Origin of the sequence: Nonomuraea sp. NPDC026600, from assembly GCF_040638335.1 — a bacterium.
Taxonomy (GTDB): domain Bacteria; phylum Actinomycetota; class Actinomycetes; order Streptosporangiales; family Streptosporangiaceae; genus Nonomuraea.
Genome location: NZ_JBEZYD010000025.1, coordinates 12,721 through 36,802, shown reverse-complemented (window position 1 = coordinate 36,802; position 24,082 = coordinate 12,721). Strand labels below are relative to the sequence as shown.

At 67.3% G+C, this 24,082-nt stretch carries 24 protein-coding genes and 1 pseudogene; 14 read left to right on the top strand and 11 right to left on the bottom strand.

What is annotated here, in order from left to right:
- Window positions 1-264: 264 nt before the first annotated feature.
- Window positions 265-1,467 (top strand): hypothetical protein, encoded by a 1,203-nt coding sequence (locus AB0F17_RS41745; RefSeq protein WP_358034961.1) that lies wholly within the window; start codon window positions 265-267, stop codon window positions 1,465-1,467.
- 61 nt (window positions 1,468-1,528) lie between these two features.
- Here the strand turns inward: AB0F17_RS41745 and AB0F17_RS41740 are convergent, their stop codons facing one another.
- Entirely contained in the window at window positions 1,529-2,617 is a 1,089-nt protein-coding gene (locus AB0F17_RS41740; protein WP_358034959.1) for a serine hydrolase domain-containing protein, read from the bottom strand.
- A 514-nt stretch (window positions 2,618-3,131) separates the two neighbouring features.
- Here AB0F17_RS41740 and AB0F17_RS41735 point away from each other — a divergent pair.
- The 5 genes from AB0F17_RS41735 to AB0F17_RS41715 all read left to right on the top strand — a co-directional run bounded on the left by AB0F17_RS41735 (window position 3,132) and on the right by AB0F17_RS41715 (window position 6,593).
- Window positions 3,132-3,275 (top strand): hypothetical protein, encoded by a 144-nt coding sequence (locus AB0F17_RS41735; protein ID WP_358034957.1) that lies wholly within the window; start codon window positions 3,132-3,134, stop codon window positions 3,273-3,275.
- Between the two features lie 129 nt (window positions 3,276-3,404).
- Window positions 3,405-4,109 carry a hypothetical protein gene (locus AB0F17_RS41730; RefSeq protein WP_358034954.1) on the top strand — a complete coding sequence of 235 codons (705 nt, stop codon included), beginning with the start codon at window positions 3,405-3,407 and terminating at the stop codon, window positions 4,107-4,109.
- 99 nt (window positions 4,110-4,208) lie between these two features.
- Window positions 4,209-4,730 carry a hypothetical protein gene (locus tag AB0F17_RS41725; protein WP_358034951.1) on the top strand — a complete coding sequence of 174 codons (522 nt, stop codon included), beginning with the start codon at window positions 4,209-4,211 and terminating at the stop codon, window positions 4,728-4,730.
- 120 nt (window positions 4,731-4,850) lie between these two features.
- A complete protein-coding gene (locus AB0F17_RS41720; protein ID WP_358034949.1) occupies window positions 4,851-6,095 on the top strand; it encodes a serine hydrolase domain-containing protein in 1,245 nt (414 codons plus the stop codon).
- Between the two features lie 9 nt (window positions 6,096-6,104).
- A complete protein-coding gene (locus tag AB0F17_RS41715) occupies window positions 6,105-6,593 on the top strand; it encodes a hypothetical protein (protein WP_358034946.1) in 489 nt (162 codons plus the stop codon).
- A 56-nt stretch (window positions 6,594-6,649) separates the two neighbouring features.
- On the opposite strand, the gene AB0F17_RS41710 is transcribed toward AB0F17_RS41715, so the two are convergent.
- The 5 genes from AB0F17_RS41710 to AB0F17_RS41690 form a co-directional block, all read right to left on the bottom strand.
- Window positions 6,650-7,522: a CU044_5270 family protein gene (locus AB0F17_RS41710; RefSeq protein ID WP_358034944.1), complete on the bottom strand. Its 873-nt coding sequence runs from the start codon at window positions 7,520-7,522 to the stop codon at window positions 6,650-6,652.
- The gene (locus AB0F17_RS41705; RefSeq protein WP_358034941.1) at window positions 7,515-8,087 is read right to left on the bottom strand and encodes an RNA polymerase sigma factor; all 573 of its coding nucleotides are present in this window, start codon (window positions 8,085-8,087) and stop codon (window positions 7,515-7,517) included. The genes AB0F17_RS41710 and AB0F17_RS41705 overlap by 8 nt, the downstream gene beginning before the upstream one ends.
- Before the next feature lie 185 nt (window positions 8,088-8,272).
- Window positions 8,273-9,202 carry a type II CAAX endopeptidase family protein gene (locus AB0F17_RS41700; protein ID WP_358034938.1) on the bottom strand — a complete coding sequence of 310 codons (930 nt, stop codon included), beginning with the start codon at window positions 9,200-9,202 and terminating at the stop codon, window positions 8,273-8,275.
- Between the two features lie 183 nt (window positions 9,203-9,385).
- Window positions 9,386-9,892: a carboxymuconolactone decarboxylase family protein gene (locus tag AB0F17_RS41695; protein WP_358034935.1), complete on the bottom strand. Its 507-nt coding sequence runs from the start codon at window positions 9,890-9,892 to the stop codon at window positions 9,386-9,388.
- Between the two features lie 81 nt (window positions 9,893-9,973).
- Window positions 9,974-10,327 (bottom strand): DoxX family protein, encoded by a 354-nt coding sequence (locus AB0F17_RS41690; protein WP_358034932.1) that lies wholly within the window; start codon window positions 10,325-10,327, stop codon window positions 9,974-9,976.
- Window positions 10,328-10,445: 118 nt separating this feature from the next.
- Between AB0F17_RS41690 and AB0F17_RS41685 the strand changes: the two genes are divergently transcribed.
- The 4 genes from AB0F17_RS41685 to AB0F17_RS41670 all read left to right on the top strand — a co-directional run bounded on the left by AB0F17_RS41685 (window position 10,446) and on the right by AB0F17_RS41670 (window position 13,918).
- Window positions 10,446-11,288: a helix-turn-helix domain-containing protein gene (locus tag AB0F17_RS41685; protein WP_358034930.1), complete on the top strand. Its 843-nt coding sequence runs from the start codon at window positions 10,446-10,448 to the stop codon at window positions 11,286-11,288.
- A gap of 74 nt (window positions 11,289-11,362) precedes the next feature.
- A complete protein-coding gene (locus tag AB0F17_RS41680; RefSeq protein WP_358034928.1) occupies window positions 11,363-11,974 on the top strand; it encodes a dihydrofolate reductase family protein in 612 nt (203 codons plus the stop codon).
- An 85-nt stretch (window positions 11,975-12,059) separates the two neighbouring features.
- Window positions 12,060-13,085 (top strand): ATP-binding cassette domain-containing protein, encoded by a 1,026-nt coding sequence (locus tag AB0F17_RS41675; RefSeq protein ID WP_358034925.1) that lies wholly within the window; start codon window positions 12,060-12,062, stop codon window positions 13,083-13,085.
- On the top strand, window positions 13,082-13,918 hold the full coding sequence (locus AB0F17_RS41670) for an ABC transporter permease (RefSeq protein ID WP_358034922.1): 837 nt from the start codon (window positions 13,082-13,084) through the stop codon (window positions 13,916-13,918). Before AB0F17_RS41675 ends, AB0F17_RS41670 begins: the two co-directional genes overlap by 4 nt.
- Window positions 13,919-15,607: 1,689 nt before the next feature.
- Here AB0F17_RS41670 and AB0F17_RS41665 read toward each other — a convergent pair.
- A pseudogene (locus AB0F17_RS41665) lies at window positions 15,608-16,978 on the bottom strand (BTAD domain-containing putative transcriptional regulator); the annotation flags it as partial.
- Between the two features lie 366 nt (window positions 16,979-17,344).
- On the bottom strand, window positions 17,345-17,836 hold the full coding sequence (locus tag AB0F17_RS41660) for a hypothetical protein (protein WP_358034919.1): 492 nt from the start codon (window positions 17,834-17,836) through the stop codon (window positions 17,345-17,347).
- A gap of 360 nt (window positions 17,837-18,196) precedes the next feature.
- Between AB0F17_RS41660 and AB0F17_RS41655 the strand changes: the two genes are divergently transcribed.
- Complete coding sequence (locus tag AB0F17_RS41655; RefSeq protein WP_358034916.1) at window positions 18,197-19,339, top strand: serine hydrolase domain-containing protein; 1,143 nt, start codon at window positions 18,197-18,199, stop codon at window positions 19,337-19,339.
- Between the two features lie 433 nt (window positions 19,340-19,772).
- On the opposite strand, the gene AB0F17_RS41650 is transcribed toward AB0F17_RS41655, so the two are convergent.
- The gene (locus tag AB0F17_RS41650) at window positions 19,773-20,162 is read right to left on the bottom strand and encodes a PPOX class F420-dependent oxidoreductase (RefSeq protein WP_358034914.1); all 390 of its coding nucleotides are present in this window, start codon (window positions 20,160-20,162) and stop codon (window positions 19,773-19,775) included.
- Window positions 20,163-20,284: 122 nt separating this feature from the next.
- Window positions 20,285-20,878: a TetR/AcrR family transcriptional regulator gene (locus tag AB0F17_RS41645; protein ID WP_358034912.1), complete on the bottom strand. Its 594-nt coding sequence runs from the start codon at window positions 20,876-20,878 to the stop codon at window positions 20,285-20,287.
- 123 nt (window positions 20,879-21,001) lie between these two features.
- Between AB0F17_RS41645 and AB0F17_RS41640 the strand changes: the two genes are divergently transcribed.
- A complete protein-coding gene (locus AB0F17_RS41640) occupies window positions 21,002-21,823 on the top strand; it encodes an SDR family NAD(P)-dependent oxidoreductase (protein WP_358034909.1) in 822 nt (273 codons plus the stop codon).
- 208 nt (window positions 21,824-22,031) lie between these two features.
- Window positions 22,032-22,520, top strand: a complete 489-nt coding sequence (locus tag AB0F17_RS41635) for a hypothetical protein (RefSeq protein ID WP_358034906.1) — start codon at window positions 22,032-22,034, stop codon at window positions 22,518-22,520.
- Between the two features lie 182 nt (window positions 22,521-22,702).
- Here AB0F17_RS41635 and AB0F17_RS41630 read toward each other — a convergent pair whose 3' ends face one another.
- Window positions 22,703-23,092 carry a hypothetical protein gene (locus AB0F17_RS41630; protein WP_358034903.1) on the bottom strand — a complete coding sequence of 130 codons (390 nt, stop codon included), beginning with the start codon at window positions 23,090-23,092 and terminating at the stop codon, window positions 22,703-22,705.
- 106 nt (window positions 23,093-23,198) lie between these two features.
- Between AB0F17_RS41630 and AB0F17_RS41625 the strand changes: the two genes are divergently transcribed.
- Window positions 23,199-23,924 carry an AraC family transcriptional regulator gene (locus AB0F17_RS41625; RefSeq protein WP_358034900.1) on the top strand — a complete coding sequence of 242 codons (726 nt, stop codon included), beginning with the start codon at window positions 23,199-23,201 and terminating at the stop codon, window positions 23,922-23,924.
- Window positions 23,925-24,082: the final 158 nt, after the last annotated feature.

Below are 24,082 nucleotides of genomic sequence, written 5' to 3'. Positions count from 1 at the left end.
GACCTGCTCCGATAGTGGCCGTGTAGTGATCGTGTAGGCCCCGCGACGAAAGTCGTTCCCGTCTCTCACAGGGACAGGAACGAAAGGGGAAGTCATGGTCAAGACGGTTCGGTTCTACGCGCGCTATGTCGTCAGCACCCTCTCCACTGCCGTGTTCGTCCTTAACGGCTGAGGTTCGGTCCCACTTGACGGCCTCTGGGAGCGGCCTCGTGCCGCCCCAGGGGCCGTCGTGTTCCACGACCACCTCGCAAAGGATGGAACAGGATGTTCGGGACAGCCGCCCGGCAGATGGGTTACGCCTGGTCGATGCTGGCAGGCCGGCGCTTCCGGGTGAAGGACGTGGCCGCGCTGGTGGACGACCTGCGCGCGACCCTGGAGGAGTTCGGATCCCCCGGTGAGGGCGCGGGCGAGATGCTGACCGCACCCGATCCCGAGATGCAGCGGGACCTCGCCGCGCGCCGGCTCCGGCGGACGGTGCGGTCGACTGCCCGCGACACCCCCTACTACCGGCGGTGGTTCGAGCAGCACGGCATCGACCCCGGATCCATCACCCTGAACTCCCTGGCGTCGATCGAGCCGACGACGAAGGCCGCGCTGCGCGACCTGCCTTCCGCGTTCGTCGCCGACCGGGCCCGCCCGGCCGTACTCGCCCAGACCACGGGCACGACGGGCGTGCCGACCATGGTCTGGTTCTCCCGGTACGAGATCGACCTGATGTCGGGCATGTCGGGCATGTCGGGCATGGCGCTGATGCTGGCCGGTGGACTCCGCCCCCAGCATGTCTGGGCCAACTGCATCACCTCGCGGTCCATCGCCCAGATCCTCATCGAGCGGGCGGTGACCATGACCGGGGCGGCCTTCTTCCACCTCGGCGTCGTGGACCCTCGCGCCACGCTGGACCGGTTGGCGGTCCCGCTGCACGTCCCGGGCAAACGTCCACACGTGACCCACCTCAACACGACGTCGCACCACGGCCTGAACAGAGCCGAAATCCGGGAAATGCTGATGTCGTGGAAGCCGAACGCGCTGACCGACTACGCCACCGCCACGACCGCCATCGCCAACGGTCTCGTCGAGGTCGCGCACGGGATCGTGTTCCGCGCCCAGGAGATCCGGGACGCGCCCTGGCACGGCCCCGCGGCCGACAAGGCGCAGGGGGCGCTGCAGTCCATCTTCGAGACCGTCCGCGGGCTGGCGTCCGTCCACGGCGACATGGGGCTGCGCACGACCGAATGCGCCGAGATACTGATCAGCGCCCAGCATCGTTTCGACGCGGTGGTCAACAAGGGCGGCTGGGAGATATCCGACCTCTGGGGCGGCGATGACAAAGACGCCGCCGAGTTTCTGACCGGCGTCAACAGGCAACTGGGTGACGTGATGCGGCGGCTGCCGGGCGCCGCCCAGCTCGGCCTGCCCGGCCTCATCCCGGAGCCGGACCGGGCCACCTACAGCCTGGCCTGGTACTAGAGGGCCTTGTCTCGCTCAGGGCCTCGGCGGTGGCGGGCGGCCGGCGTTCGCCGGACGCTCCTTAGGCCGGCTTCTTGCAGAAGGTCGTCTCGAAGAGATCGGTGAAGGTCTTCAGGAAGTCGTTCCAGTCGCCGTTGATGTTGCTGACCAGCGTGTGGGTGCCCTGGCGGTCGCCCATCGCGTACGACGTCGAGCCCTGGATGAAGCCGCCGCCGCCCCAGAGCATGACCCCGCACGGGAGCGTCTGGGAGTAGATACCGAGGCCGTACCTGGTGTTCGGCACCCAGTCCGCGCCCTCCGTCGAGACGGTGGTGAACATCTCCTTCTGCTGAGCCGGCGGGAGGAGACGCCCGCCCAGCAGGGCGCTCAGGAACCGGTGCAGATCCGAGGTCGTCGAGACCATGCCGCCGGCGGCTCCGGCCCAGCTCACATCGATCTCGGTCACGTCGTGGAGCTGCGTTTCCTGGCCGGTCTCGGTGAACTTCGAGTAGTGGCGGGCATGCGGGTCGGGGAGCGTCTTGTCGCTGCCGGGCAGGTACGTTCCCGTCAGGTGCAGCGGGCGGACGATACGGCGCTCTATCTCCTTCGCCAGCGTCGAGCCCGTCGCCTTCTCGACGATCATTCCCGCGAGGTTGTAGTTGACCTTGGAGTAGATGAAGCGCTTCCCGGGCTCCTCGGGGTGCGGGGTCTCCTGGCCGGGGATGGCGTCGGGGAGTCCGCTGGTGTGGTTGAGCAACTGCCTGATGGTGATCTTCGTACCGTCCGCGCCGAGGTACTCCTCCACCACCCCGGGCAGCCACTTGGCCACGGTGTCGGTCAGGGCCAGCCTGCCCTCGGCCGCCAGTCGCAGCACCACCGTGCCGGTAAAGGCCTTGGTGAAGCTGCCGATGCGGAAGTGCTCACCCGGCTGCCGCTTTCGACCGGTCTCCAGGTCGGCCACCCCAGCCGTGCCGAACCACGGCGCCCGGCGACCGGCCCTTAGATCGGCGACGATGCCGGGCCCGCCACCGTTGGCCACGGTTTCGTTGAGCACGCGCTGGATCTCGACATGGTCGCGGTCCGCTGCGGCGGCGCCGGGGATCGTCATGACGGTTCCCGCGACGGCTAAGGCGACGACGAGCAGGCTTGTACGGGCACGCGAAATGGACATGTTGCCTCCTTGGGCATGGTGAGGAGCATCTCGCCGACCACGGCGTTTAGCAACCGTAGTTGACTATCGTCGAGATAGTCAACCTAGGTTGCTAAGGAGATGCGCTCAACTCAGCCCTGGCGTTGACCCATTGCGACCCGCATCGCGGACCCATGGCGGGGCGTCGGCGGAATTCGGCGGACCTACGACGGCCGCGACAATGAGCCGTAATCCCGTGACGAACGTGGTGGGGAGCACGAAGAACATCCAGAACCCCCAGTCGTCCGGCCACACCATCCAGGCGATCACGAGCACCACAATGGAGGCGACAAAGGTGGCGGACAAGTAGCAGATATTACGTCGCGCGCTACGGGACGTCACGAAAAGTAATGCCACGACAATAACCACGGGTATGGCAAACATAATGATCATACCCAGTAGCACGTCGCACCTCTCCTGCTCGATCGTCCCGCCGGTTGGGCGTGTCCGGCCGGGCCCATGCGGAGATCAACAAATGGGTGCTTAGTTTTCGACGATGATCGTCCCGTCGGTCGCCGAGGCGGGTGACGCGAAAGTCGCGCACAAGGAGAAGAGGGTGGCAGCGGCGATCGCCAATGCGATAATAGCTTTCCTCATGGTTTATCAGGCTATCAGCCGAAGTCCGGCCCGTCTGTACTGAACATTGCGCTTCTCCTTTTGCCGGATGATTCGAGGCCGACGCCCCAGGCCTGCCTGAACGGCCTTGGTCACCTGTGCCGTCCTTCAAAACCACCGCGTCGCACAGCCAGCCTGAGGATGAAAGGAACCGATGATCGTGCAGGTGAAGATCGCCATTCAGCGAGTGCGGCTGGGAGCCTCGGAATTCCGGGTGATCCGCCCGGCCAAACCTTTGGCCAATGGGGCACTCTACGACACCGGCCGTCAGTATCACCTGTATGTGGACCGGACGGATGGCCGACGGATCGGCGCGTTGTGGCTGCTCGCGGCCCGATCGCCACACTCTCTGGTCTACCTGCCGATGCGCGCCACTCCGGCCGCCCCTGGGATCAACCCCGACTGGGACAAGGAGGAGAGGTGCCCGGACCGGCCGCTTGATCTCGTGCTGGTCCACCATTCGCTGCAGTTCCCGCCCTCCCGCTGGAAGCAGGTACGAAAGCAGATCACCGCGGGAAGCTCTCCCCGTGAAATACGGACAGCAGGTGTGCCGGACACCGACCTATCCGACGACGAAGAGATCGACTACCGGGCCCTGAACTACCAGGAGAACAAGGACACACTCCACCAGCGCGTGCACGCCGAGACGCTGTTTCTGACCGGCAGCACTGCGGCGTTCCGGCAGCCGGCCCGTCACTTTTTCACTGTGGCGAAGGAAGGGCCGCCCGCTGCCGCGACCTCGCTGTACATCTCGGGCGCCTGCAACTATCACGTCTGCCGACTGTTCTACTGGCCGAATCTGGATCCAGGCGACGGGCAGGACATCCACCTGGAGTACGCCCCGCGATGGACCGTCTGACAACGGCCTCGACCTGCGCTGATGATGGTCCGCGAGTGACCACTGCTGACCGCCCTTAATGGCACGACGGAAGCGAGGACGTTCCGGCACAATCACTGGATGTTCAACTTCGGGGTCCCCGGATACAGGCCGGAGTGGTTGAGCGGACGCTCGGCGATCACGGCCGCTCATGGAGCGAGGCTCGCGCACCTTGCCGACCGGCGACTGACTCGCGCACTGCTGGTGTGGGATCTCCAAGAGGATGAGTGGTTCGCCGACTGCCCGGTCCTCCTGGACTTCGAGGGCGAACAGGTTGAGATCAACCACTGGAAGTTCGACGAGGTCTCCATCACCTGGAACACCGTAGATCCGATGCGCGCGCTGGACTGGCCGGATTTCCGCCTGACATGGCGAGACGACGTACCAGCTGAGCTCACTGCGCTGGTCGGGCAGCCTTGTTGGGCGGTGGAACTGCTGATGTGGAGAAGCAGGGACCTCGTGGAGGGGGCAAGCGTGTCTCTGGGGTTCAGCTTCCCCAACGGCCGAGTGACGATCTACAACGCGCTTGATGAGAACGGCATCGAGTTCACCCCTCCTGGCGACCGGTACACGCGATACACGCTCGGAACATCTGATCTGTAGGTCCTGGGGGCCGCAGAGCCAGCAGGCACTTTCCAGCCAACCGCCTTGCATGCGGCAACGCATCGTGAGTACAGTGTGCGCAAGACGCACACAGTGTGCGCATAATTGAAGGAGAAAGCTATGTCGACGATCGCGAGCTGGGATGCGCAGGGTAACTGGAGCATGCAGGAGAAGCGGGGCCTGTCGGAGACGGGGTTGCGCCGGATGCGTGACGTTCTGGCCGGATATGTGGAATCTGGGGCGGTTCCTGGGCTGGTCGCCCTGCTCGGTCGCGGAGATGACACGCACGTTGAAGCGATGGGGACGCTGCACGCCGGTGGCGGCGCGCCGATGCGCAGGGACACGATCTTCCGGATGGCCTCGCTGAGCAAGCCGATCACGGCCGCTGCGGTGATGATCCTTGTCGAGGAGTGCCGGCTGCGGCTGGACGACCCGATCGACGAGTTGCTGCCCGAGCTCGCCGACCGCCAGGTGCTGACGCGGATCGACGCCCCGCTGGAGGACACGGTGCCGGCGCTGCGGCCGATCACCGTACGAGACCTGCTGACGTTCACCTTCGGGTTCGGGGCGGTGCTGGCGGCGCCGGACACGTACCCGATCCAGGTCGCGATGCGCGAGCTGGGCCTCGACGGCTCGTCACCGGCGGCAGGACCGGATGAATGGCTTGGCCGTCTGGGCAAGCTGCCGCTGATGTACCAGCCGGGACAGCTGTGGCAGTACCACACCGGTTCCGACGTGCTCGGCGTGCTTGTCGGCAGGGTCGCGGGGCAGTCGTTCGAGGCGTTCCTGCGTGAGCGGCTCTTCGGTCCGCTCGGGATGAGGGACTCCGGCTTCTCCGTGCCCGCGGACAAGATCGACCGGCTGCCGACCAGCTACGCCCACGATCCGCAGACCGGTGAGCTGCTCGTGTGGGACGAGGCTGCCGGTGGGAAGTACAGCTCGCCGCCGGCGTTCGAAGCGGGCGGTGACGGACTGGTCTCGACGGTGGACGACTACCACGCCTTCTACCGGATGCTGTTGAACAAGGGAGCTCATGGCAGCGAGCGCATCCTGTCCCGGGCGTCGGTCGAACTGATGACCATGGACCACCTGACGCCGGAGCAGAAGGTCGAGAAGGACGCGTTCGGCGACCATTTCGGCAGGCACGGCGGTTACGGCTTCGGAATGGCCGTCCGCACCCACCGCCGCGACCTGGCGTCCGTGGGCCAGTTCGGGTGGGACGGCGGCCTGGGCACGACCGCGTACGTCGACCCGGCCGCGCAGCTCACCGGAATCCTGTTCACCCAGACGGCGATGGACTCCCTGGACACCCCTCGCTTGCACCGCGACTTCTGGACCACGGCCTACCAGACGATCGACAACTAGGGTCGCCGTATGGACGGAGAGCAGGATGTCGAACCGGTCTTCGTCCGCTCGAAGTGGGGGACGGCTCGCTATGTGTACAACCCGAGGCACCCCATGGGCGTCGCCCTCATTGTGGGTTCCCTCCTGCTCGCGGTAGGCGGGATGTACTACATCAACGACCGAGCGAACTGGAGTGAGGGAGAGCTGCGGGACGCCGTCCATGGAGCTGCCCGCGTGCTGGAGGTAGAGCCGCAGACCGTGAGTCTTTTCACCGGCTACGAAGAGCTGATCTACGAGGCGATCAGGAACACCGGAGCGGGACCAGCACACGGATCGGTCAAGGTCTCGGCCATGCGGGCCGACGGTTACGGTGCGAACCGGACGACGGACGACTTCGAGATCAGGTCGGACGATGTGGACGGCGTCTACTGCCTGCGCGTCTCACCTCCGCAACCCGACGCACCGAAGTCAAGCGTGACCACCACGCTCTCCACGACCGTGGAGGACCACTCCTGCTGACCCCGCTTTCCGCGCATCGGGCTGTTGGGGAGTGTTGCCACGTGTGGAAAACCGGGCTAGCTCTTCTTCACCGAAGGAAGCTGGTCCGTCCACTCGGTGGTCACGGAGATGAACGTGTCGCTCCACGCCACGCCACCGTCGCCGGCGAGGATGAGATTGGCGCGGGTCACCCGAGCCTTCTCGGGATCGACGACCAGCTCGATGCTCTTTTCACCGCCTTCAGGATCAGGGAAGCGCAGTTGCTGGCCGCCTTCGACCGCGCCCGTGTTCTCGACTCCCGGCGTCGCGGCGAGCGCTCGGAACGCCGCGGAGCGGACCTCCGCGGGTGCCGGCAGCTCCGTGATCAGCGTGAGCAGAGGGAATGTGGGGTTACCTTCGATTTCGGAGGAGGACATGTCGTTCTCGTTGCCCTTGCGCTCGACGATCCACGCCTTCAGCGCCTCCGGGTCCGTCGGCAGCCTTTCGAGGTCCTCGAAGCTCACCTTGGCGCCCTTGAGTCTGAGCGTCATCCATGCCGGCACCTGTACGACGGCGTCGGGGGGATTTCCGGGCTCGCCCTTGATCCAGCGCTTGCCGTCGCGCCCGGTCCAGCTCTCCATCGGCGGAACGTCCGCCTTGGACCACTTACGCGTGACGTGCCAGTACGTCCCAGAACCTTGAGGCGTACGTTCCGCGCCAACGGCGGCCATGAGCAGGACCTCCTTGCCTGTGACCGGGGCACCGTCGTTCGTGGGCGCCCCCGTGGCGAGCACGACCGCTGCGGCAGCCCCGGCGGCGACCAGGGCGACTCCCGGCACGAACCAGCCGACGCGCCTGCGCGCCCGGCCCGCCCGCGTCCTCTGCTGGAGGCGGTCCCTGCTGCGCGCGACCGCCTGAGTGGACGGCTCCGGCTTGGCCAGCAGCGTGGCGACCTCTTCCAGGTCATTCATGGGTCGTCTCCTTGTCGATGAGGGCTTGGATCTTGGCGCGGGCCCGGCTGAGCCGCGAGCCCACTGTGCCGATGGAAATGCCGAGCGCCTGGGCGATCTCGTCGTAACTGAGCTGGCCCAGCGCCAGGAGCAGCAGCACGTCACGTTCGCCGCCGTTCAGCGAGGCGAGCGCCATGGCCAGGTGCGGCTGCATGCGCTGGGCGGTCACGGAGGTGACGACCCGGTTCTCGTGTCCTTCCACGACCGGAGCGGGGTCCAGCCGGGCCAGCGCCTTGTAGTGGCGGGCCTCCTTGCGGCGGTGCCTGGCCACCAGGTTCGTGGCGAAGCCGAACAGCCAGGGCCGCAACCCCCCTTTTTCCAGGTCGAAGCGGTCACGCCGGTCGAACGCCAGCAGGAACGTCTCCGCCGTGATGTCCTCGGCCACCTGGGTGTCCAGGCGACCCGCCACGTACAGGTAGATGTCACGGAAATACCGGTCATGCACGGCGGTGAACAGCTCGGAGTTCCGCCGGTAGCCGGCGACAAGATCGGCGTCGGTCACCTGTTCGCCCACATTGGCGGTCACGTGCCCGTCTCCGTCATAAGTGTGCCTTCCGGATGGTGATTATGACTTTCATCCATCCTTCGCCGCACGCCCGCATCTTCTTCCCGCCTCCCGAGGAGCGGCCGTCCGTGCGTCCTTTCTCCCAGACGCGAAGCGGGCGTGGGACCGGTTTTCCGGTCCCACGCCCGCTTTCGTGGCGCGGTCGGTCAGTTCTGATGGGCGACCATAGGTGTGGGTTCCTCGGCCGGTCGGTAGCCGAGGCGGCCGCGGGTCGCGACGAGCACCACGATCGCTGCCGTGGTGCCCGCGAGCAGGGTGACCTGGGACGCCTGCTCGGCGGTGGCGATCGACGGGAACATGTCCGAGTAGGCGATCGACATGAAGTTGTTGACGCTGACGTGCAGCAGCATGACCAGCGGCAGGCTCTGGCCGGTCCGGTTGAACACCCACGTGATGATCACGCTGAAGGCGCAGCAGAGGGCGACGAACTCGCCGATCCTGATCGGGGTGACGTTCGGCCACCCGCCCCACTCGCTCAGGAACAGCGGCATGTGCCAGAGGCCCCAAAGCGGGCCGAGGACGAAGGTGGCGACCAGCGGGCCGAACCTGCGCTGCAGGCGGGGCAGGGCGAAGTCACGCCAGCCGGGCTCTTCCGCCAGACCGGTGGTGACCATCTGGAGCAGCAGCCCCGGCAGGTAGGCCACCAGCACGGCGACGGGCGGCATGTGGATATCTTGGTTGGACACCGCGAGACCGGTAACGATGATGGCGGCCGGAACGCCGACAGCGGTCACGACGTACCAGACCCAGCTGACCCGCCACTTCGTCATCCCTCCGATCCACCGGCGGACGCCTGCCTTGCCGTCCGCCACCACGGTCACGATGAACGCGGCGAGGATGGGACCGAGATAGGCGCCAGGGAGAACGCCGAGGAACTGCGTGCTACCGAGCAGCGAGGGGAATGCGAAATCCAGGACCCCCAGGCCGGTCGCCGAGAGAATGTAGGGCACCCAGGCGACCCAGCTCAGCAGGTTGGCCAGGACGAAGAAGCTGATCAGTGGACGGCGACGGATGAAACCCCGCAGCCCGGTCTGACTCGGCTGCTGCTCGATATCCGGCCGGCTGTTGACTGCCATTTTATTTCTCCTGGGAGGAGCGCTTGACTGACAGTGATCAGCACATCAGCCGCGGGCCTTCCCAGTCGTTCCCGCGTACGCCCCAATGGGGGTATAGCTAGGGGTACCGCGGAGAGAGCGCCCAGTTCAGGGCGCTGGCCAGGGTGCGGCACCTGGCAGCGCCGCCACGCCCACCATGCTCAGTTACGTGCGGTAATTCTTCCCGGGGGGCTTACCGGGGACCGGCTTGGCGATGAGAGCGACGGGGATGAAGAAGCAGATCTGGCCGATCACCAGGGTGAGCGTCCACAGCGCCTTGTCGTCGTAGTGGGCGGAGGCCTTGGCGTACAGCTCGTCGGGGACGCGTTCCCCGGACGGGTTCGGGGTGAGGACGGCCTCCACGAGCTCCAGCGCGACCCGTTCGGCGTCGGTGAAGTAAGGGGCGTCCCGCCAGGACGCCACGGCGGTGATGCGCTCCTCCGTCTCCCCGGCTTTACGGAGGAGGCCGGTCTGCCGGACGGTGTGGTACGTGCTGCCGACCATCTGCCCGGCGCGGAGCTGCACCAGGTTGACGGTGGCCTGCGGAATCGAACCGTTCAGGGTGGCTTTGAGCATGGCCCCGGCGATTGTTCCCACCTCGGGAAAGAACTGGGCGGGGTCGGGCAGCCGCGACCGGAGGTTGTCCTGCTCGGCCGTCGTGGGCGTGGACATGACAAGGTTTCCCTTCTTGGGACTTACAACTGGTCTTCCATCACGAAGTTGCCGGCCGCGGGGACGGCCTGTCTCCACGGATCACGACCAGTGGTAGACCAGGTTCACGGCAAGTGCGGCAACCGCGGTGGCGAAGAATCCGCCCCAATTCACGAGCTTGCGGGAACCCACTCGCAGGTGCGCAAGGAGCGCGCCGATGAAGTACAGCACGAGGCCGGCGGCAGCGAGTGTCCCCAGCATGGGCACGGCGAACCCGCCCAACAGTCCCAAGGAGCCCGCCGCCAGCAACATGCCCAACACCGGTACCCACGACCGTGGCAGGCGCTTCATGTCCGCCTGAGCCTTGGGAAATTCGTGGCCGATCAGGTAGACGACGGCGGCGCTGCCGTACAGTACCGAGGCGAAGATGGTGACCGTGGCATAAGCAGCGAACATGAGCCCTCCTTTGTCGAGCCTTGCGGCCCGGTGTCCCAGTAGTCCGACGAAACAACTGCTGGAAATGTCAGGCGACGCGCCAACGTCGAACTGAAGCCTCGTCGGCCACACTGAGTCCATGGAATACGTCGGCCGGGTGCCCGCCCCGCCGCTCGACCGGTTCATCGACGACATCTACTGCCTCACCGGAGTGCCGCGCCACCGCCGGATGAACGTCCCGCCGATGCCGTCGGCACACCTGTTCATCAACCTGGGCGGGCCCGCCCGCCTGTGGGATTCCGACCCTTCGGTGCCGCCGGCAGTGTTCACCGATGGGTGGTTCATGGGTGTATGGACCAGGCGTTTCCTCGTCGAGTACCCCGCACGGGTGCGGCTCGTCGGGGTGCATTTCAAGCCTTGGGGGATTTCGCCGTTCGTCGACATGCCGGCCATGGAGCTGCGGGACCGATGGGTACCGGTCGACGCCGTCTGGCAACGGTCTTTGGATCGGATTCGCAACCAGGTCGGCGACATCGCATCGGCCACCGAGACGCTGCGGGTGGTGGAGGAGGAGCTGCGGTCGCGACTTGCCGAGGCACCGCCGCGCGGCCTCGACCTGGTCCAGTACACAGGCGGGCGTTTGGAGATCTCCCATGGCGCGGTCCCGGTCGGTGCGCTGACCGATGTCGCCGGGGTGAGTGGCAATCACCTGGCCGCGCAGTTCAAGTCTCATGTCGGGGTCACCCCGAAGCGGGTGGCGCGGATCTACCGCTTCGCGCGGCTGATCGTGTCCGTGGACGCCCTGCGTCCGGTCGACTGGTCGCAGCTCGCTCAAACGGCGGGCTACTTCGACCAGGCGCATTTCTGCAGGGAGTTCAAGGACTTCACCGGCCACACGCCGACGGAATACCTGGCCCTGCGGCGCCGATTCCCCGCCGAGCGGGGGTTCCCGCCGGACAGCGGTCCGATGCCCGCTGATTGATTTTTTACAAGCCCAGTCGCCCCCAGGGGCGACAGGATCGGGGGCGAACGCACGAGGAGACTCGAGGAGACCCTGTGGGCACAGTGATCATGCACAACGTGGTGTCGGTGGACGGCTTCATCGCCGACAAGAACGACGATGTCGGGCCACTGCACGATTGGTACTTCAACGGGGATACCCCGATAACCGAGGGTGGCGACCAGCAGTACGACCACTCCGGAGCTGGAAGCCGCTTCAAGGTCTCACGTGCGTCGGCGGAGTACGTCCGGCCGATGTGGGCGGCGATCGGCGTGATTGTGATGGGCCGCAACCTGTTCGACCTGGTGAACGGCTGGGAGGGGCGGCCGCCCGCGGGCGACCACGTGGTCGTGGTGTCCCACCGGCCCAAGCCCGAGGGCTGGCACCCTGAGGCGTCGTACCATTTCGTCGATGGCGTGACGGCCGCGATCGACAAGGCCCAGGAGCTCGCCGGGGAGCGAACCATCGGTGTGAACGCCGGCGAGGTGGGCGGCCAGATCCTCGCGGCCGGCCTCGTGGACGAGGTGGCGATGGACGTGGTGCCGGTGGTGTTCGGGTCGGGCAAACGCTACTTCGGCAGCATCGATGGGCAGCATCTGCTGGAGGATCCCCACGTGGTCATCCAGGGCGACGGGGTGCTGCACCTGAGGTTCAAGGTACGCCGCTAGGGCTGCAATGCCACAAACGCCGCTCCCGGCAATCGGTGAAACCGGCCGAAGGTGCCGTGAAACCGGCGCCGCCGAGAGTGAAGCCATGAGCATCACAGAACTCGGACGTACCGGGGGCGGCCCGGCCTCCGGCGGAGGAACCGATCTGGCCGTACGTGCGGAAGGGCTCGTCAAGACGTTCGGCGGGAACCGTGCCGTCGACGGGATCGACCTGGACGTACGCCCCGGTGAGATCTTCGGCGTCCTCGGCCCGAACGGCGCCGGCAAGACCACCATGCTGCGGATGCTGGCCACCCTGTTGAAGATCGACGCGGGCCGTGCCGAGATCTTCGGGGTCGACGTGGCCGGCAACCCGCACATGATCCGCCAACTGGTCGGCGTCACCGGACAGTACGCGTCGGTCGACGAGAACCTGACCGCCCGCGAGAACCTCTGGCTCTTCAGCCGCCTGCAGGGCATCGCCGCGCCGCGCGCCCGGGGCATCGCCGTCGAACTGCTGGACCAGTTCGGCCTGGAGGAGGCCGCCGACCGACCGATCGCGCAGTTCTCCGGTGGCATGCGCCGGCGCCTCGACCTGGCGGCCAGCCTGATCACCAGGCCACCGCTGATCTTCCTCGACGAACCGACCACCGGCCTCGATCCGCGTACGCGCGGCCAGATGTGGGACACCATCCGCGGTCTGGTCGCCGACGGCTGCACCGTGCTGCTGACCACGCAATATCTGGACGAGGCCGATCAGCTCGCCGATCGCGTCGCCGTCATCGACCACGGCCGCAAAGTCGCCGAGGGCACCCCCGACGAGTTGAAGACAGCGGTCGGCAACTCCGCCCTCCAGTTGCTGCTCGCCGAGCCGGACGAGGTGCCCACCGCCGTGGAGGTCGTGCGGCGCGTCCTCGGCTCCGACCCGGTCCTCAGCCCGGAGCAGGGCCGCCTCAACGTCGCCCTCGACCAGGCCGACCTGGCCGCGGACGTACTGATCGCGCTGCGCGCCGCCGGGGTGTCGATCTCCTCGGTGAGCGTGGCCAAGCCCAGCCTGGACGAGGTGTTCCTCGCCCTCACCGGCCACGGGACGGACGGGGACGACGAGACCGGCACGGAGGAGAACCGATGAGCACCATGACCGCACCCGCCCGCGAGGTGGTCCGGGCCGCCGACCGCGTGGCGGCCGCCCGGCGGCGCGTCTCCACGGGGGAGACGATCGTCCAGACCCTGACGATGGCGTGGCGGGCGCTCAAGAAGATGCGCCGCAACCCGGAGCAGTTCTTCGACGTGGCGCTGCAGCCGATCCTGTTCACCGCGATGTTCGCCTTCATCTTCGGTGGCGCCATCGCCGGCGACGTGCAGAGCTACCTCCCCCTGATGATCCCCGGCATCCTCGCCCAGACCGTGCTGACGACGTGCATGGCCACGGGCACGCAACTCCGCGAGGACATGGAGAAGGGCGTCTTCGACCGGTTCAAGTCGCTGCCGATCGCGCGGATCGCGCCGCTCGCCGGCCCCATGGTGGCCGACCTGCTGCGCTACACGATCGCGGCCACTCTGACCTTCGGCATGGGCCTGGTGATGGGCTACCGCCCGGGGGGCGGAGCGGGCGGCGTGCTCGCCGCGATCCTGCTGGCGATCATCACGGGCTGGTCTCTGGCCTGGGTCTTCACCTGGGTCGGCACAATCGCCCGGAGCGCCCAGGCCGTCCAGAGCATCTCGATGATGATCTTGTTCCCGCTGACGTTCCTGTCGAACGCGTTCGTCCCGGTCGAGACCCTGCCCGGCTGGCTGGCCGCGTTCGTTCGGATCAACCCGGTCTCACACCTGGTCACGGCCGCCCGCGACCTCGCCAACAGTGCCCTCGTCAGCGGAGAGGTGGCCTGGACGCTCCTGGCGTGCCTGATCGTCATCGCGATCTTCGCGCCGCTGTCGGTACGCAGTTACAAGCGGCATATGTGACCTGCGCCCGTCACGGCCGGAGACCTGCTCAACGAGACCGCGCGCCTCGTCGAGCAGGTCGGAGCCACGTCGATCGCCGTACTCGGCCCGCACGGCCGCGATCATCCCGGGCGCGGCCCGCTCCGCGTACGGGATGATCCGCTCGAAGGTCATGCAGGGCATGCTGCCGTTGTACGCGAACCGCTCGGCCAGCACCAGCAACCTGATTGCGTCGCGGGGGGCCATGGCTCCCCGCAGCAGCCCCCAAGCGCCGAGCGCGAAGAGCATCGAGCCGCACACCGGGTAGTCGAAGTTGGGGTTTTCCGCGGTCAGCAGGTCGTAGCCCCGGACGGTGGAGAACAGCTCCTCGCCGTACCGGACGTCTTCCGGAGGAGCGTGGTACGCGTACGCCGTCAGGGTGACCGACACCGCGATGATCGTCCACAGCGTGGGCTCCGAGCGTGGCACCCCGGGCAGGCGCAGGTCGTGCGCCCGCTGGGCGGCCAGGCGGTATTCCACCATCGCGGCGGCCGTCTCGCCGCGGGCGAGCGCGAGCTCGGCCGCGCACAACGAGACGATCGCCACCCCGCCGAGCACTGCCTCGTTGTCGTTGATCCGGGTGATCTCGGCGAGCTCGGCCGCCGCGGTGTCGAGATCGCCGTCGGCGAGCGCGGAGACCAGCAGCAGCGCGCGGAGCTGGGTCTCGTCGTCGGTGGCGCCGAGCCGGCTCAGCACCGGGATGGCGGTCCGCGCGTGTCCGACCGCCCGCCGACGGTCGCCGAGCTGCATGACCTGGTGGGCCAGCACGGCGTGCATGATCGCGGCGGACCACGGCCCCTCGCCCTCGCGGATCATCGTCAGGGTTCGCTCGGCGGCCTCGACCGCCTCGGTCATGTCTCCCGCGTTCTCCAAGATCTGGACGTTCATCTGCATCGCCGCCAAGGCCACGTCACGGTCGGCGCTCCGGCACAACTCCGCTAGCCGGCGGCGCATGTCGGCGCCATCGGGCACGTCGCACGCGATCAGCACCGTGGCCAGCGCCGACAGGCGGGGATCCGTCGTGTCGCTGGTGGGCAGCGCACGGAGGAGATCGCGCAGCGGATCGTCGCGGCGGTCGGTGACGATCATGATGTTCATGAGCGCGATCAGCATGGCGGCCCTGGTCGCCTCGACGAGGTACGGCGGCGGCACCCAGTCGGTGATCACCTGGGTGATGGCGCCCCGGTGAACGAACACCCGGAAGTGGTCGCCGCGGATCGACCACAACGCGCCGACACCGGCCAGCAACTGGACCGTCGTGACGGGATCGGACTCGCCGAGAGCCTGCCGGAGCAGTTCGGCGAGGTTGCTCTCCTCGGCGTGCAACGCGTCGGCCGCCGCGAACTGCGCCGGGCTGAACAGTGCGAAGGCGTGTTCGAGGGCGTACGCCGTCGCCCAGGCCCGCTGCGCCGCCCGGGCGGGCGCCTCCTCGCCGGCCTCCTTCAGCCGCATCCGCCCGAACTCCCTGACGGTCTCCAGCATCCGGTAGCGCAGGCCGTACGTCGTCTCGCGGACGCTCAGCATCGACTGCTCGGTCAGCGCGTCCACGGCGCGCAGGGTGTCCGGGCCGAGTACGTCCTCGGCCACGGCCAGCGTGAACCCGTCGCCGAACAGCGACAACCAGCGCAACGCCCGCCGTTCTGGCTCCTCCAGCAGATTCCACGACCAGTCGATGACCGCGAGCAGTGTCTTGTGCCGGTCGGGGGCCATCCGGTTCCCCCCGCGCAGCAGGGCGAACCGGTCCGCCAGGCGCCGCGCGATCTCCTCCACCGACATCACCCGCACTTTGGCCGCGGCCAGCTCGATCGCGAGCGGCAGCCCGTCGAGGCGGGCGACGACCTCCTCGACCACGTTCTCGTCGATCCGCACACCCGGGCGGGCGGCCGTGGCGCGCTGGCGGAACAACTCCACCGCGTCGCCCGTGGGCAGCTCGCCGAGCGGGTAGACGCGTTCGGCGGGGATCGACAAGGGAGCGCGCGAGGTGATGAGCACCCGCAGGTCGCGGGTCGTCACGGTCAGGAAGGCCACCAGGTCGGCGACGGCCTCGATCACATGCTCGCAGTTGTCCAGGATCAGCAGCGCCGGAGCCTGGTCGAGATGCTGGGCGATCCGGGTGCGTACGTCGGAGCGCTGCTCGGCGGTCAGGACACGACGCCCGCTGACCGAGTCCCGAACCCCGAGCGCCGAGCCCACCTCGCCCACCACGCCCTCCGGCGAGGAGACGCCGACGAGCTCGACGAAGTGAGCGATGGGCTGCGTGGCGTTCCTGCCGACGACATGTGCCAGCCGCGTCTTGCCCAGTCCGCCAGGGCCGATGATGGAGACCACCCGGTTGGTCGGCAACAGGGCGTGCACCGCACGGATGTCGCCCTCGCGGCCGAGCAGCGAGGAAGCGTCGAACAGGATGCCCTCACGTACCGGCCGATCGGCGACGAGGAGTTCGGCGTACACGCGGGCCAGCTCAGGCCCTGGTCCGGTGCCGAGCCGCGCGACCAGGCCCGCGCGATACCGCTCGTAACGCTCCAGAGCGGCGGCGGCACCTCTTACGGCGGCCTCGCTGCGCAGCAGGCAGGCAAGCAGTTCCTCGTCGTGCGGCCGATCGGCCGCGGCCTCCTCCAGCAGCGGCAGCGCGCCCTCGTGAGCGCCGCTCCGGCCCCGCGCGATCGCCGCCACCCGCCGCGCCTCAGCCACCCACCCTGCTGCGACGCCTCTCAGCTCAGCGAGTGGGCCCGCGGCGCCGTCCACGCCGTCGGCCACGATAGCCATGGCCTCTTCGGCGCGGCGCCGCGCGAGCACCATGTCGTCCTCGCCCAGTGCGGCCCGTGCCTGCTCCACCAGCGCGCCGAGCAGCAGCGCGTCCACCTGACCGGCGGGCAGCCCGAGCCGGTAACCACGCGGGATCCGCACCACGACGTCGGCGCAGGTCACCGCCCGGGTCCGCGAGACGACCACCTGCAGCGCCTTCGCCGGGTTGGCCGGCTCCTCCTCGGGCCACAACTCCTCGACCAGGCGCTCGACACTGACCCCCGCATGGCCGTGCATGGCGAGTACGGCCAGCAGGGTCTGCGCGCGATCACCGACCACGCGCACACCCCGCCAGCGAACGTCGTCGAGCAGGACGAGTGCGGGGGACACACCCTCAGCTTACGGACGAGTCACCGGTGAGGAGCGTGACCAAGAGCATCTTGGCGACTGGATCGAGGCTGCTGTGGGTCTCGGGGCATTCACAGCTCATTGGCTTACCGCGAGACCACGTGTCTCCCTGAAACCCTCATGTCGCCGTCGTCGAAGTAGATCGACTGATGGAGCCGACCACCGAGCGCAGTGGCGTACCGGGCGAGAACAAAGGCGAACAGGATGCGCACGGTACCCGGCCGGAGTTCCTTCAGTTACGGCTCGGGATGCTGTCTACGTGGTGGGTACGCGGGAATCGGTCGTACCTCGGCGTGCCAGCAGGACCAGGCCGATCGCCTGCAGCGTCGCGGCGACGAACAGGATGAGCGCCCCGAGAGCCAGCCCGCCGGCGAACCGATGGGGAACCCCGGTGACACCGCCGTCACCGACCATGAACCCCACCCACCTGCCGAGGGTGGACAGCACGGTCAGCGGATACATCACCCACAAGACGCCCGACAGAACCAGCACCCCGGACTTGATCCGCCCTCGCAACCAGGGCAGCAGAAGGGTGATGAAGCTGAGGCAGACTGTGACAGCGCCTACCGGAAACACCAGCCGGCGCACTGTACTTCGGATCCCGGCCAGATCCTCTGCCAGGCCCCCGGGATCCATGGTCAGGTCCGCGCCAAACCTGATGTTCATCTCCATGTCGTGCTGGATGGTCGCATCGACGGCGTACTGAATCGCCGCGTGGAGGCCGACCGTGTAAACCGCTGAGAGCACGAGTCCCGACACCATCAGAACCAGTCCACGCCGGACAGTCGCGATCATGTGACGTCGCCGCAAGCCGTCACCACATGCCTCGCAGCCTGCGACTCGATCGAGAGAACTCGCTGGACCCACCCACGGAACAACTGCCTCCTTCAAGGGTTGAGTGATCTTAGCGAGCGGGCCGAGGACCTGGATGCCGATCGATGGGCGACCTTGGCGGCGTGCCGGCGGCCGGCGGGTTCGAAAAGATATGAGGTGGAAGGTGCGGCAGGGCCTGGCTCGTACCGGCTCGATGGAAACGCCGAGGAAACGGTCTCCTGGCTAGGACTGGAGCTTCACATCGGAGCTTCGGCTTTCCAGGAGAAGTGATTCATGGTTTCGCGTCAATCGGCAGTCGCCCGCGTCGTCTCGGCGGGATGCGCGGCGTTGGCCCTGAGCGTGTCCGCGCCCGCCATCGCGTCGACGGACAACGCCTCCGTCAAGGTAGGGGACGTGCAGAAGGCGATGGAGGCCTTGGTGAAGACAGGCCACGTGGTGGGCGCCATCGGCGAGGTGTACGTGAACGGCAAGCGGGCCGGGAAAGGGTCGGCCGGATCCCGGCTGCTCGACGGCCAGGGCGGCGCGATCCCCTCCACCGCCCGCTACCGGATCGGCTCACAGACCAAGAACATGACCGCCACCGCGGCCCTGCAACTCGTGCAGAGCGGCAAGCTGAAGCTGGACGACAAGCTCGGCAAGCTGCTCCCCGAGGTGCCGGAGAAGGATCTCGTGGAACGGGCCGACGAGATCACGGTACGCAACCTGATCCAGCAGACCTCGGGCATCCCCGACTTCCTCACCCCCGACATCGACCCGCTGGACTCCACGATCACGTATCGCCCCGTCGACTTGCTGGCCGCCTCCCGCAAGCAGCAACGGCCATCGGAGATCGGGACCTTCAACTACTCCAACACCAACTACATCCTGCTCGGCATGATCATCGAGAAGCTGACCGGGCATTCGCTGGCGACCGAGCTCAAGCGGAGGATCTTCACCCCGCTGGGCATGCGGGACACCTACCTGCCGGTCAAGGCCGCCGAGGGGATCAAGGGCCCGCATGGGCACGGCTACATGGTGGATAAGACGGGCAAGCTGCTCGATGTCGACAAGCTCAACCCCACCACCATGCTGGGCGCCGGCGGCGTGATCTCCACCACGCACGACATCAGCGCCTTCCAACGCGCGTTCGTTCAGGGCAAGCTGCTGCCGGACTCCCTGAGCAAAGTGCTCACTGACCCGGTGCCCGGCCAGCAGCCGCCGCCGAAGGGCGGCCTGTGCGAGGGTAACCCCAGCTTCCAGCCACGCGGCGGCAGCGCTCCCGGCTTCGTCGCCGTGACCTACACCTCCCCGGACGGGAAGCTGCAGTTCGCGGTCTCCGTGACGGTGGCCGCGGACGATGCCGAGCGCGGCGCTGTGGGGATGCGCGTCGACAAAGCCCTCGTATCGGTGTTCTGCCCTGCACCTGCCGCCGGCTAGACGCAACGCTTTCGCCTCATAGCACCGGCGTCTGATCCTGGAGCCGCGCTCTTCGTCGAGCACCGTGTTCTCCCTGAGCAGCACGGACGAGCATGCGAACAACATGCTGGTTAGCATGCTGAGACCCGGAGGCAGGAACGCTCAAGCCGAGAGCCCAGGCAGAGGCCTTCGTCGGCTCTCTCACCTGAACTGAATGTATAGCCCAGCGGGCAACAAACCGCACCTATAGCTGTACAGGTCGAATAGGCCACTCCCGGGTCATGGCCAGTGGGTTCGACCCATGGTGCAGCCAAAGAGAAATGACGCCACGGTCATTCGGATGTCACGTCCGGCGCTCTCGGTGGCCCAATCGATGTCAGCGAGCACCGTGATCGCACCCCCGCGAACGTTCGTGGCCCTTGCGAGAGGATCGTCTCGCAAGGGCCACCAGCCTTCACACCTTGCGGCTCGATCGGGGTCCGCCCACTCCCCAAGAAATGATCTTGCTGGGCGTGATCGTGATGATCTCCCGAGAAAGGCCCGGCACCGGCGGCTCCTGATCTGTCAGAGCCACCGCCGTACCCCGGATCTCGATGCCGCGCGCCACCCACGGGTCCACCGAGGCCAGGTCGTCCACAACGAACGACACGGTGCTGCCCTTCTGGACGTTTCCGAACTTCTTGGAGGCTCCCAGCGCGCCCCCGCCGATCGTGATCGTGCCCGCGGAGGCGTCCACAAAGAATCCCACGGGGTTGTTCTGCACCTGACCAGCGGGAGAGACGGTGGCCAGACGACCGAGGTGCTGGCTGGCTAGATAGTCAAGTTCTGCCGGTGTGAAGACCATGCGGGCCAGCCTGCAACCTTGCCACCAACGCGGTCAAACGTACTGAGGTCCGACTTTGGGGTCTTTCATCCTGAAGTCGCACGCCGGTCGGCCAGCTCTCGGTCGTCGAGGTTCCGGGTCGGTCAGGGGCCGAACGCGCGGAGGGTGATCTCCACGAGCGCGTCGGCGTACTCCTGGGTGAGCGGCCCCGAGCGGTGCAGCCAGCGCTGGTACAGCGGCGCGTACAGCACCTCGAGCACCAGGTCGAGGTCGGCGTCCGCGGCCAGTTGGCCCGCCCGCTGGGCGCTGCGCAGCCGTTCCTTCTTGGCTTCGTCAACGGGGCCGGCCAACTTCTCGCGGTACAGGGCGGCGAGGGCGGGATCGCCGATGATCTCCATGTTGAGCGCTCTGATGGGTGCCTCGAACGCCGGGTCGGCGAACTCTGCGACGGTCGCCCGCATGACGGTCTTGAGGTCGGCCTCGATGTCGCCGGTGTCGGGCAGTCGCATGCCCTCCTCGCCCTCGCTGAGCACCAGGAACGAGTCGAAGATCACCGCGCCCTTGGACGGCCACCAGCGGTAGATGGTCTGCTTGCCGACTCCCGCCCGCGCGGCGATGGCCTCGATGGACACCTTGGCGTATCCGAGTTCGGAGACCAGTTCGCGCGCGGCGTCGAGGATGGCTCGCCGGGATCGCTCACTGCGCCGGGCGGGGTTCGGTTTTCTGGGGTGGGACACGTTCGGAAACCTACCACCGAGCGAGACGAGACGTTCCGTCTTGACGTTAGGACGGCATGCCTTCATACTCAATTTCTGCGAGACGGATCGTATCGTCTCGTCTTGGATGAATGAGGAGATGGCATGACGACTGCCCGAGTGTGGTTCATCACCGGCGCGTCGAGGGGCCTGGGCAGGGCCTTCGCCGACGCGGCGCTCGCCGCTGGAGACCGCGTCGTGGCCGCCGCACGCGACCTCGGCCCGCTCGACGACCTGGCTGCCGCCCATCCGGACAACCTCGTACGGCTGCCGCTGGATGTGTCCGACCGCGCGGCCGTGCGGTCGGTGGTGGACCGGGCAGCGGCGGCGTTCGGGCGGCTCGACGTGGTGGTCAACAACGCCGGCTCGATGCTGTTCGGCATGGTGGAGGAGGCCACTGAAGAGCAGATCCGCGCCCAGTTCGACGTCAACTTCTTCGGCGCGGTCTGGGTGGCCCAGGCCGTCGTGCCGCATCTGCGGGCGCGGGGATCCGGCCACATCCTGCAGGTCACCTCGATGGGGACCGGCGGCGGGTTCGCGTCGGTCGGGTTCTACGCGGCGAGCAAGAGCGCGCTCGACTCGATGAGCCAGGCACTGGCGATGGAGGTGGCGCCGTTCGGGATCAAGGTAACGATCGTGCAGCCCGGCGGGTACGGCACGGACCTGTTCACACGGGGCACCACGACGACGGAGCCGCGCCCGGAGTACGAGCCGCTGCGTGCCCAACTGGCCGAGATGTGGGGCGAGGACGCCGGTCCCGACCCAAGCACCGCGGCCCCGGTGATTACGGAGTTGGTCGGCCTGGCGGAGCCGCCGCTCCGGCTGATCGTCGGCGCCGCCTCGTACGACATGGTCCAGCAGATGGACCAAGCCCGCACGGAGGAGTACCGGGCCTGGGAGCACCTCAGCCGCAAGGCGCCGGGCTGATCACTCGTCTCAGCTGTTCTGGTCGCCGCGGACGTCGCGCTTGTCGTCCGCGCTGAGAAGAGAAGGAAGCGCTCTGCGTACCCCTGTCCAACTGGCATTCAACGAGATCACCAAGCACTACGGCATCCGCGTCCCACGGATCGCGGAGGAGTTCAAGAAGACGCTCCAGCGCTTTTCCGACCTTGATCGGCTCCGGTACGCTCCAGCGATGGCAGTCCGCTCCGCTTTCGTGAAGATCGTCGCCGGTCTGGCGGTAACGGCTCTCCTGCTGGGCGGGCTCGGGTACATGACCCTGATGACGTTCACCGGTTCAGAGTGCACTTCTGAAGAGGAAGACCTGATCCCGGTCCTGGCAGCACAGGAGATCCTCACCGCCCAGCCGCAAGAGGCCGTCGCCCACGACAGTTACACCGGATGCTTCCAGGACGACCCGTTCCCCTACGCGGGCAGGTTCTACGAGTTCCGCGGCGCCCAGGAGGAGTACGCCTCTTTCTACGCGACCGCGGCCAAGGCGGACGGATGGCGGCTGGTCGCTACCGAAGAGCCCTCAACGGACATCTGCTACACCAAGAAGATCGAGGGGGCCACAGCCTTCCTCTCAGTCGGAAAGCACAGCGTGGAGGGCGTCGAGGGCTACGGCATCGATATCTCCGCCTCCTACGGCGACGTCCCGGAGGACGACGGACTTCTGTGCTGAAGCTGCCTCATTAAAAGTGGCGCTTTTTGCCGCACACAGCGCTTTGAACGGCGAGCTGCGGATCTCGCTCCTCCTCTCAGGGGCGACCGAGCGCGGCGCCCGTCTCAGGGCGTCAGCAATCCTCGTCGGACAGGAAGCGACGTGCGGCGGCCGTCCGTACCGCACCACTGGCTCGGAGAGACTCAGCCGCTGTTCCGCCAGACGAGGACGGCGGCGACGGCCAGCAACACGATCGCCGCCACGTCGATCCGCGCCACGCGCATCGTCGCGCTGTTGAGACCAGACGTGGAGTAAGCGAGCAGCAGGAACGACCCCATGCTGATCACCCCGGCCGTGACGGCGGGGATACGTAGCGACGGGATGAACACCGCACAGATCAGGGAGAGTCCGACCAGCCCCAGCAGGACGGCCCGGTGACGCAGGAGCACTGTCAGGTCAGCGGAGTCGGGGCCGTCGACCGACACTCCGTACACCGTCGCGATCCGAGACGGCGCGAACGCGACGAAACCAGGGACGAGGTTCACTGCCCCGACGAGGAGCAGCAGAGCGGGCGCGACGCGGTCAAACCACATGTCAGTCCTTCTACGGGATGGGAAGTGCGATCGAGGTGCTGGCTAGCATGTCCGCATGCAGCCGCCGCCGCTTTCAAAAACGTGTCGTGATCAGGCTGCGCTGTGGTTGTGGCCCGGTCAGGCGCTGTACGTCGGCCCGTCCCTGGCGCTGGACGTCCACTCCGGATCGGTGAGCTGCCTGGTGGTGGGCGTCGACGCGGAGTTCACCGTCCAATTGGAGAACGGCCCCTGCCAGGTCGCCCGTACCGCGCTGATAGTGGCTCGGGCGCGGCACCGGATCGTCGCTCACGGGGACCGGATGGCCTTCTGCTACCTGGACCCCGCCTCGGCACGGGAGCGAGCGTGCCGCCGGATGATGAACGGGAACGTCGACCTCGCCTGGGGGCACGGACACGAGCTCGAACTCTCGCGGCTGGCCGCGACGATGGACGGGGATACCTCGGTTTCGGCTGTCCGGCACTGGCTGGATCTCGCGGGCCCCGACGACCGCGCGGAGATCAGGGACGCACGGATCCGGCATGCTAGCCACCGGCTGGCGGAGGATGCCGGTCAGCAACTCTCGGCGGAGAAACTGGCGGCAGAGGTTGGCCTGTCCGTATCGGCGTTCCTTCGACTCTTCCGAGCCCAGACCGGGACGACGTTCCGCCGCTACCGCCTGTGGGCGCGCATGCTGCGGGTGGCCACCCTGCTGGAGATATGGCCGGATCTGAGCACGGCGGCCATGGAGGCGGGCTTCGCCAGCCCCTCCCACTTCAGCAGCGCCTTCCACGCGATGTTCGGTCTCCGGCCCAGTAGGCTCCTGGCTTTGGATGTGACGATCAGAGCTGCGTAGCCCAGGGCCTTACTGCGGGGTATGCCGTCCTTAGCCCGATCTTCCCGTCTGCCTCGTCCACCCGTAGGACAGGCGGGCCAAGGGCCAGGGGTCAAGGTGGAGCGCCCCACTTGTCCGTGGCCATGAAAAAAAGTGGGCCAGACCCTGTGAAGGATCAC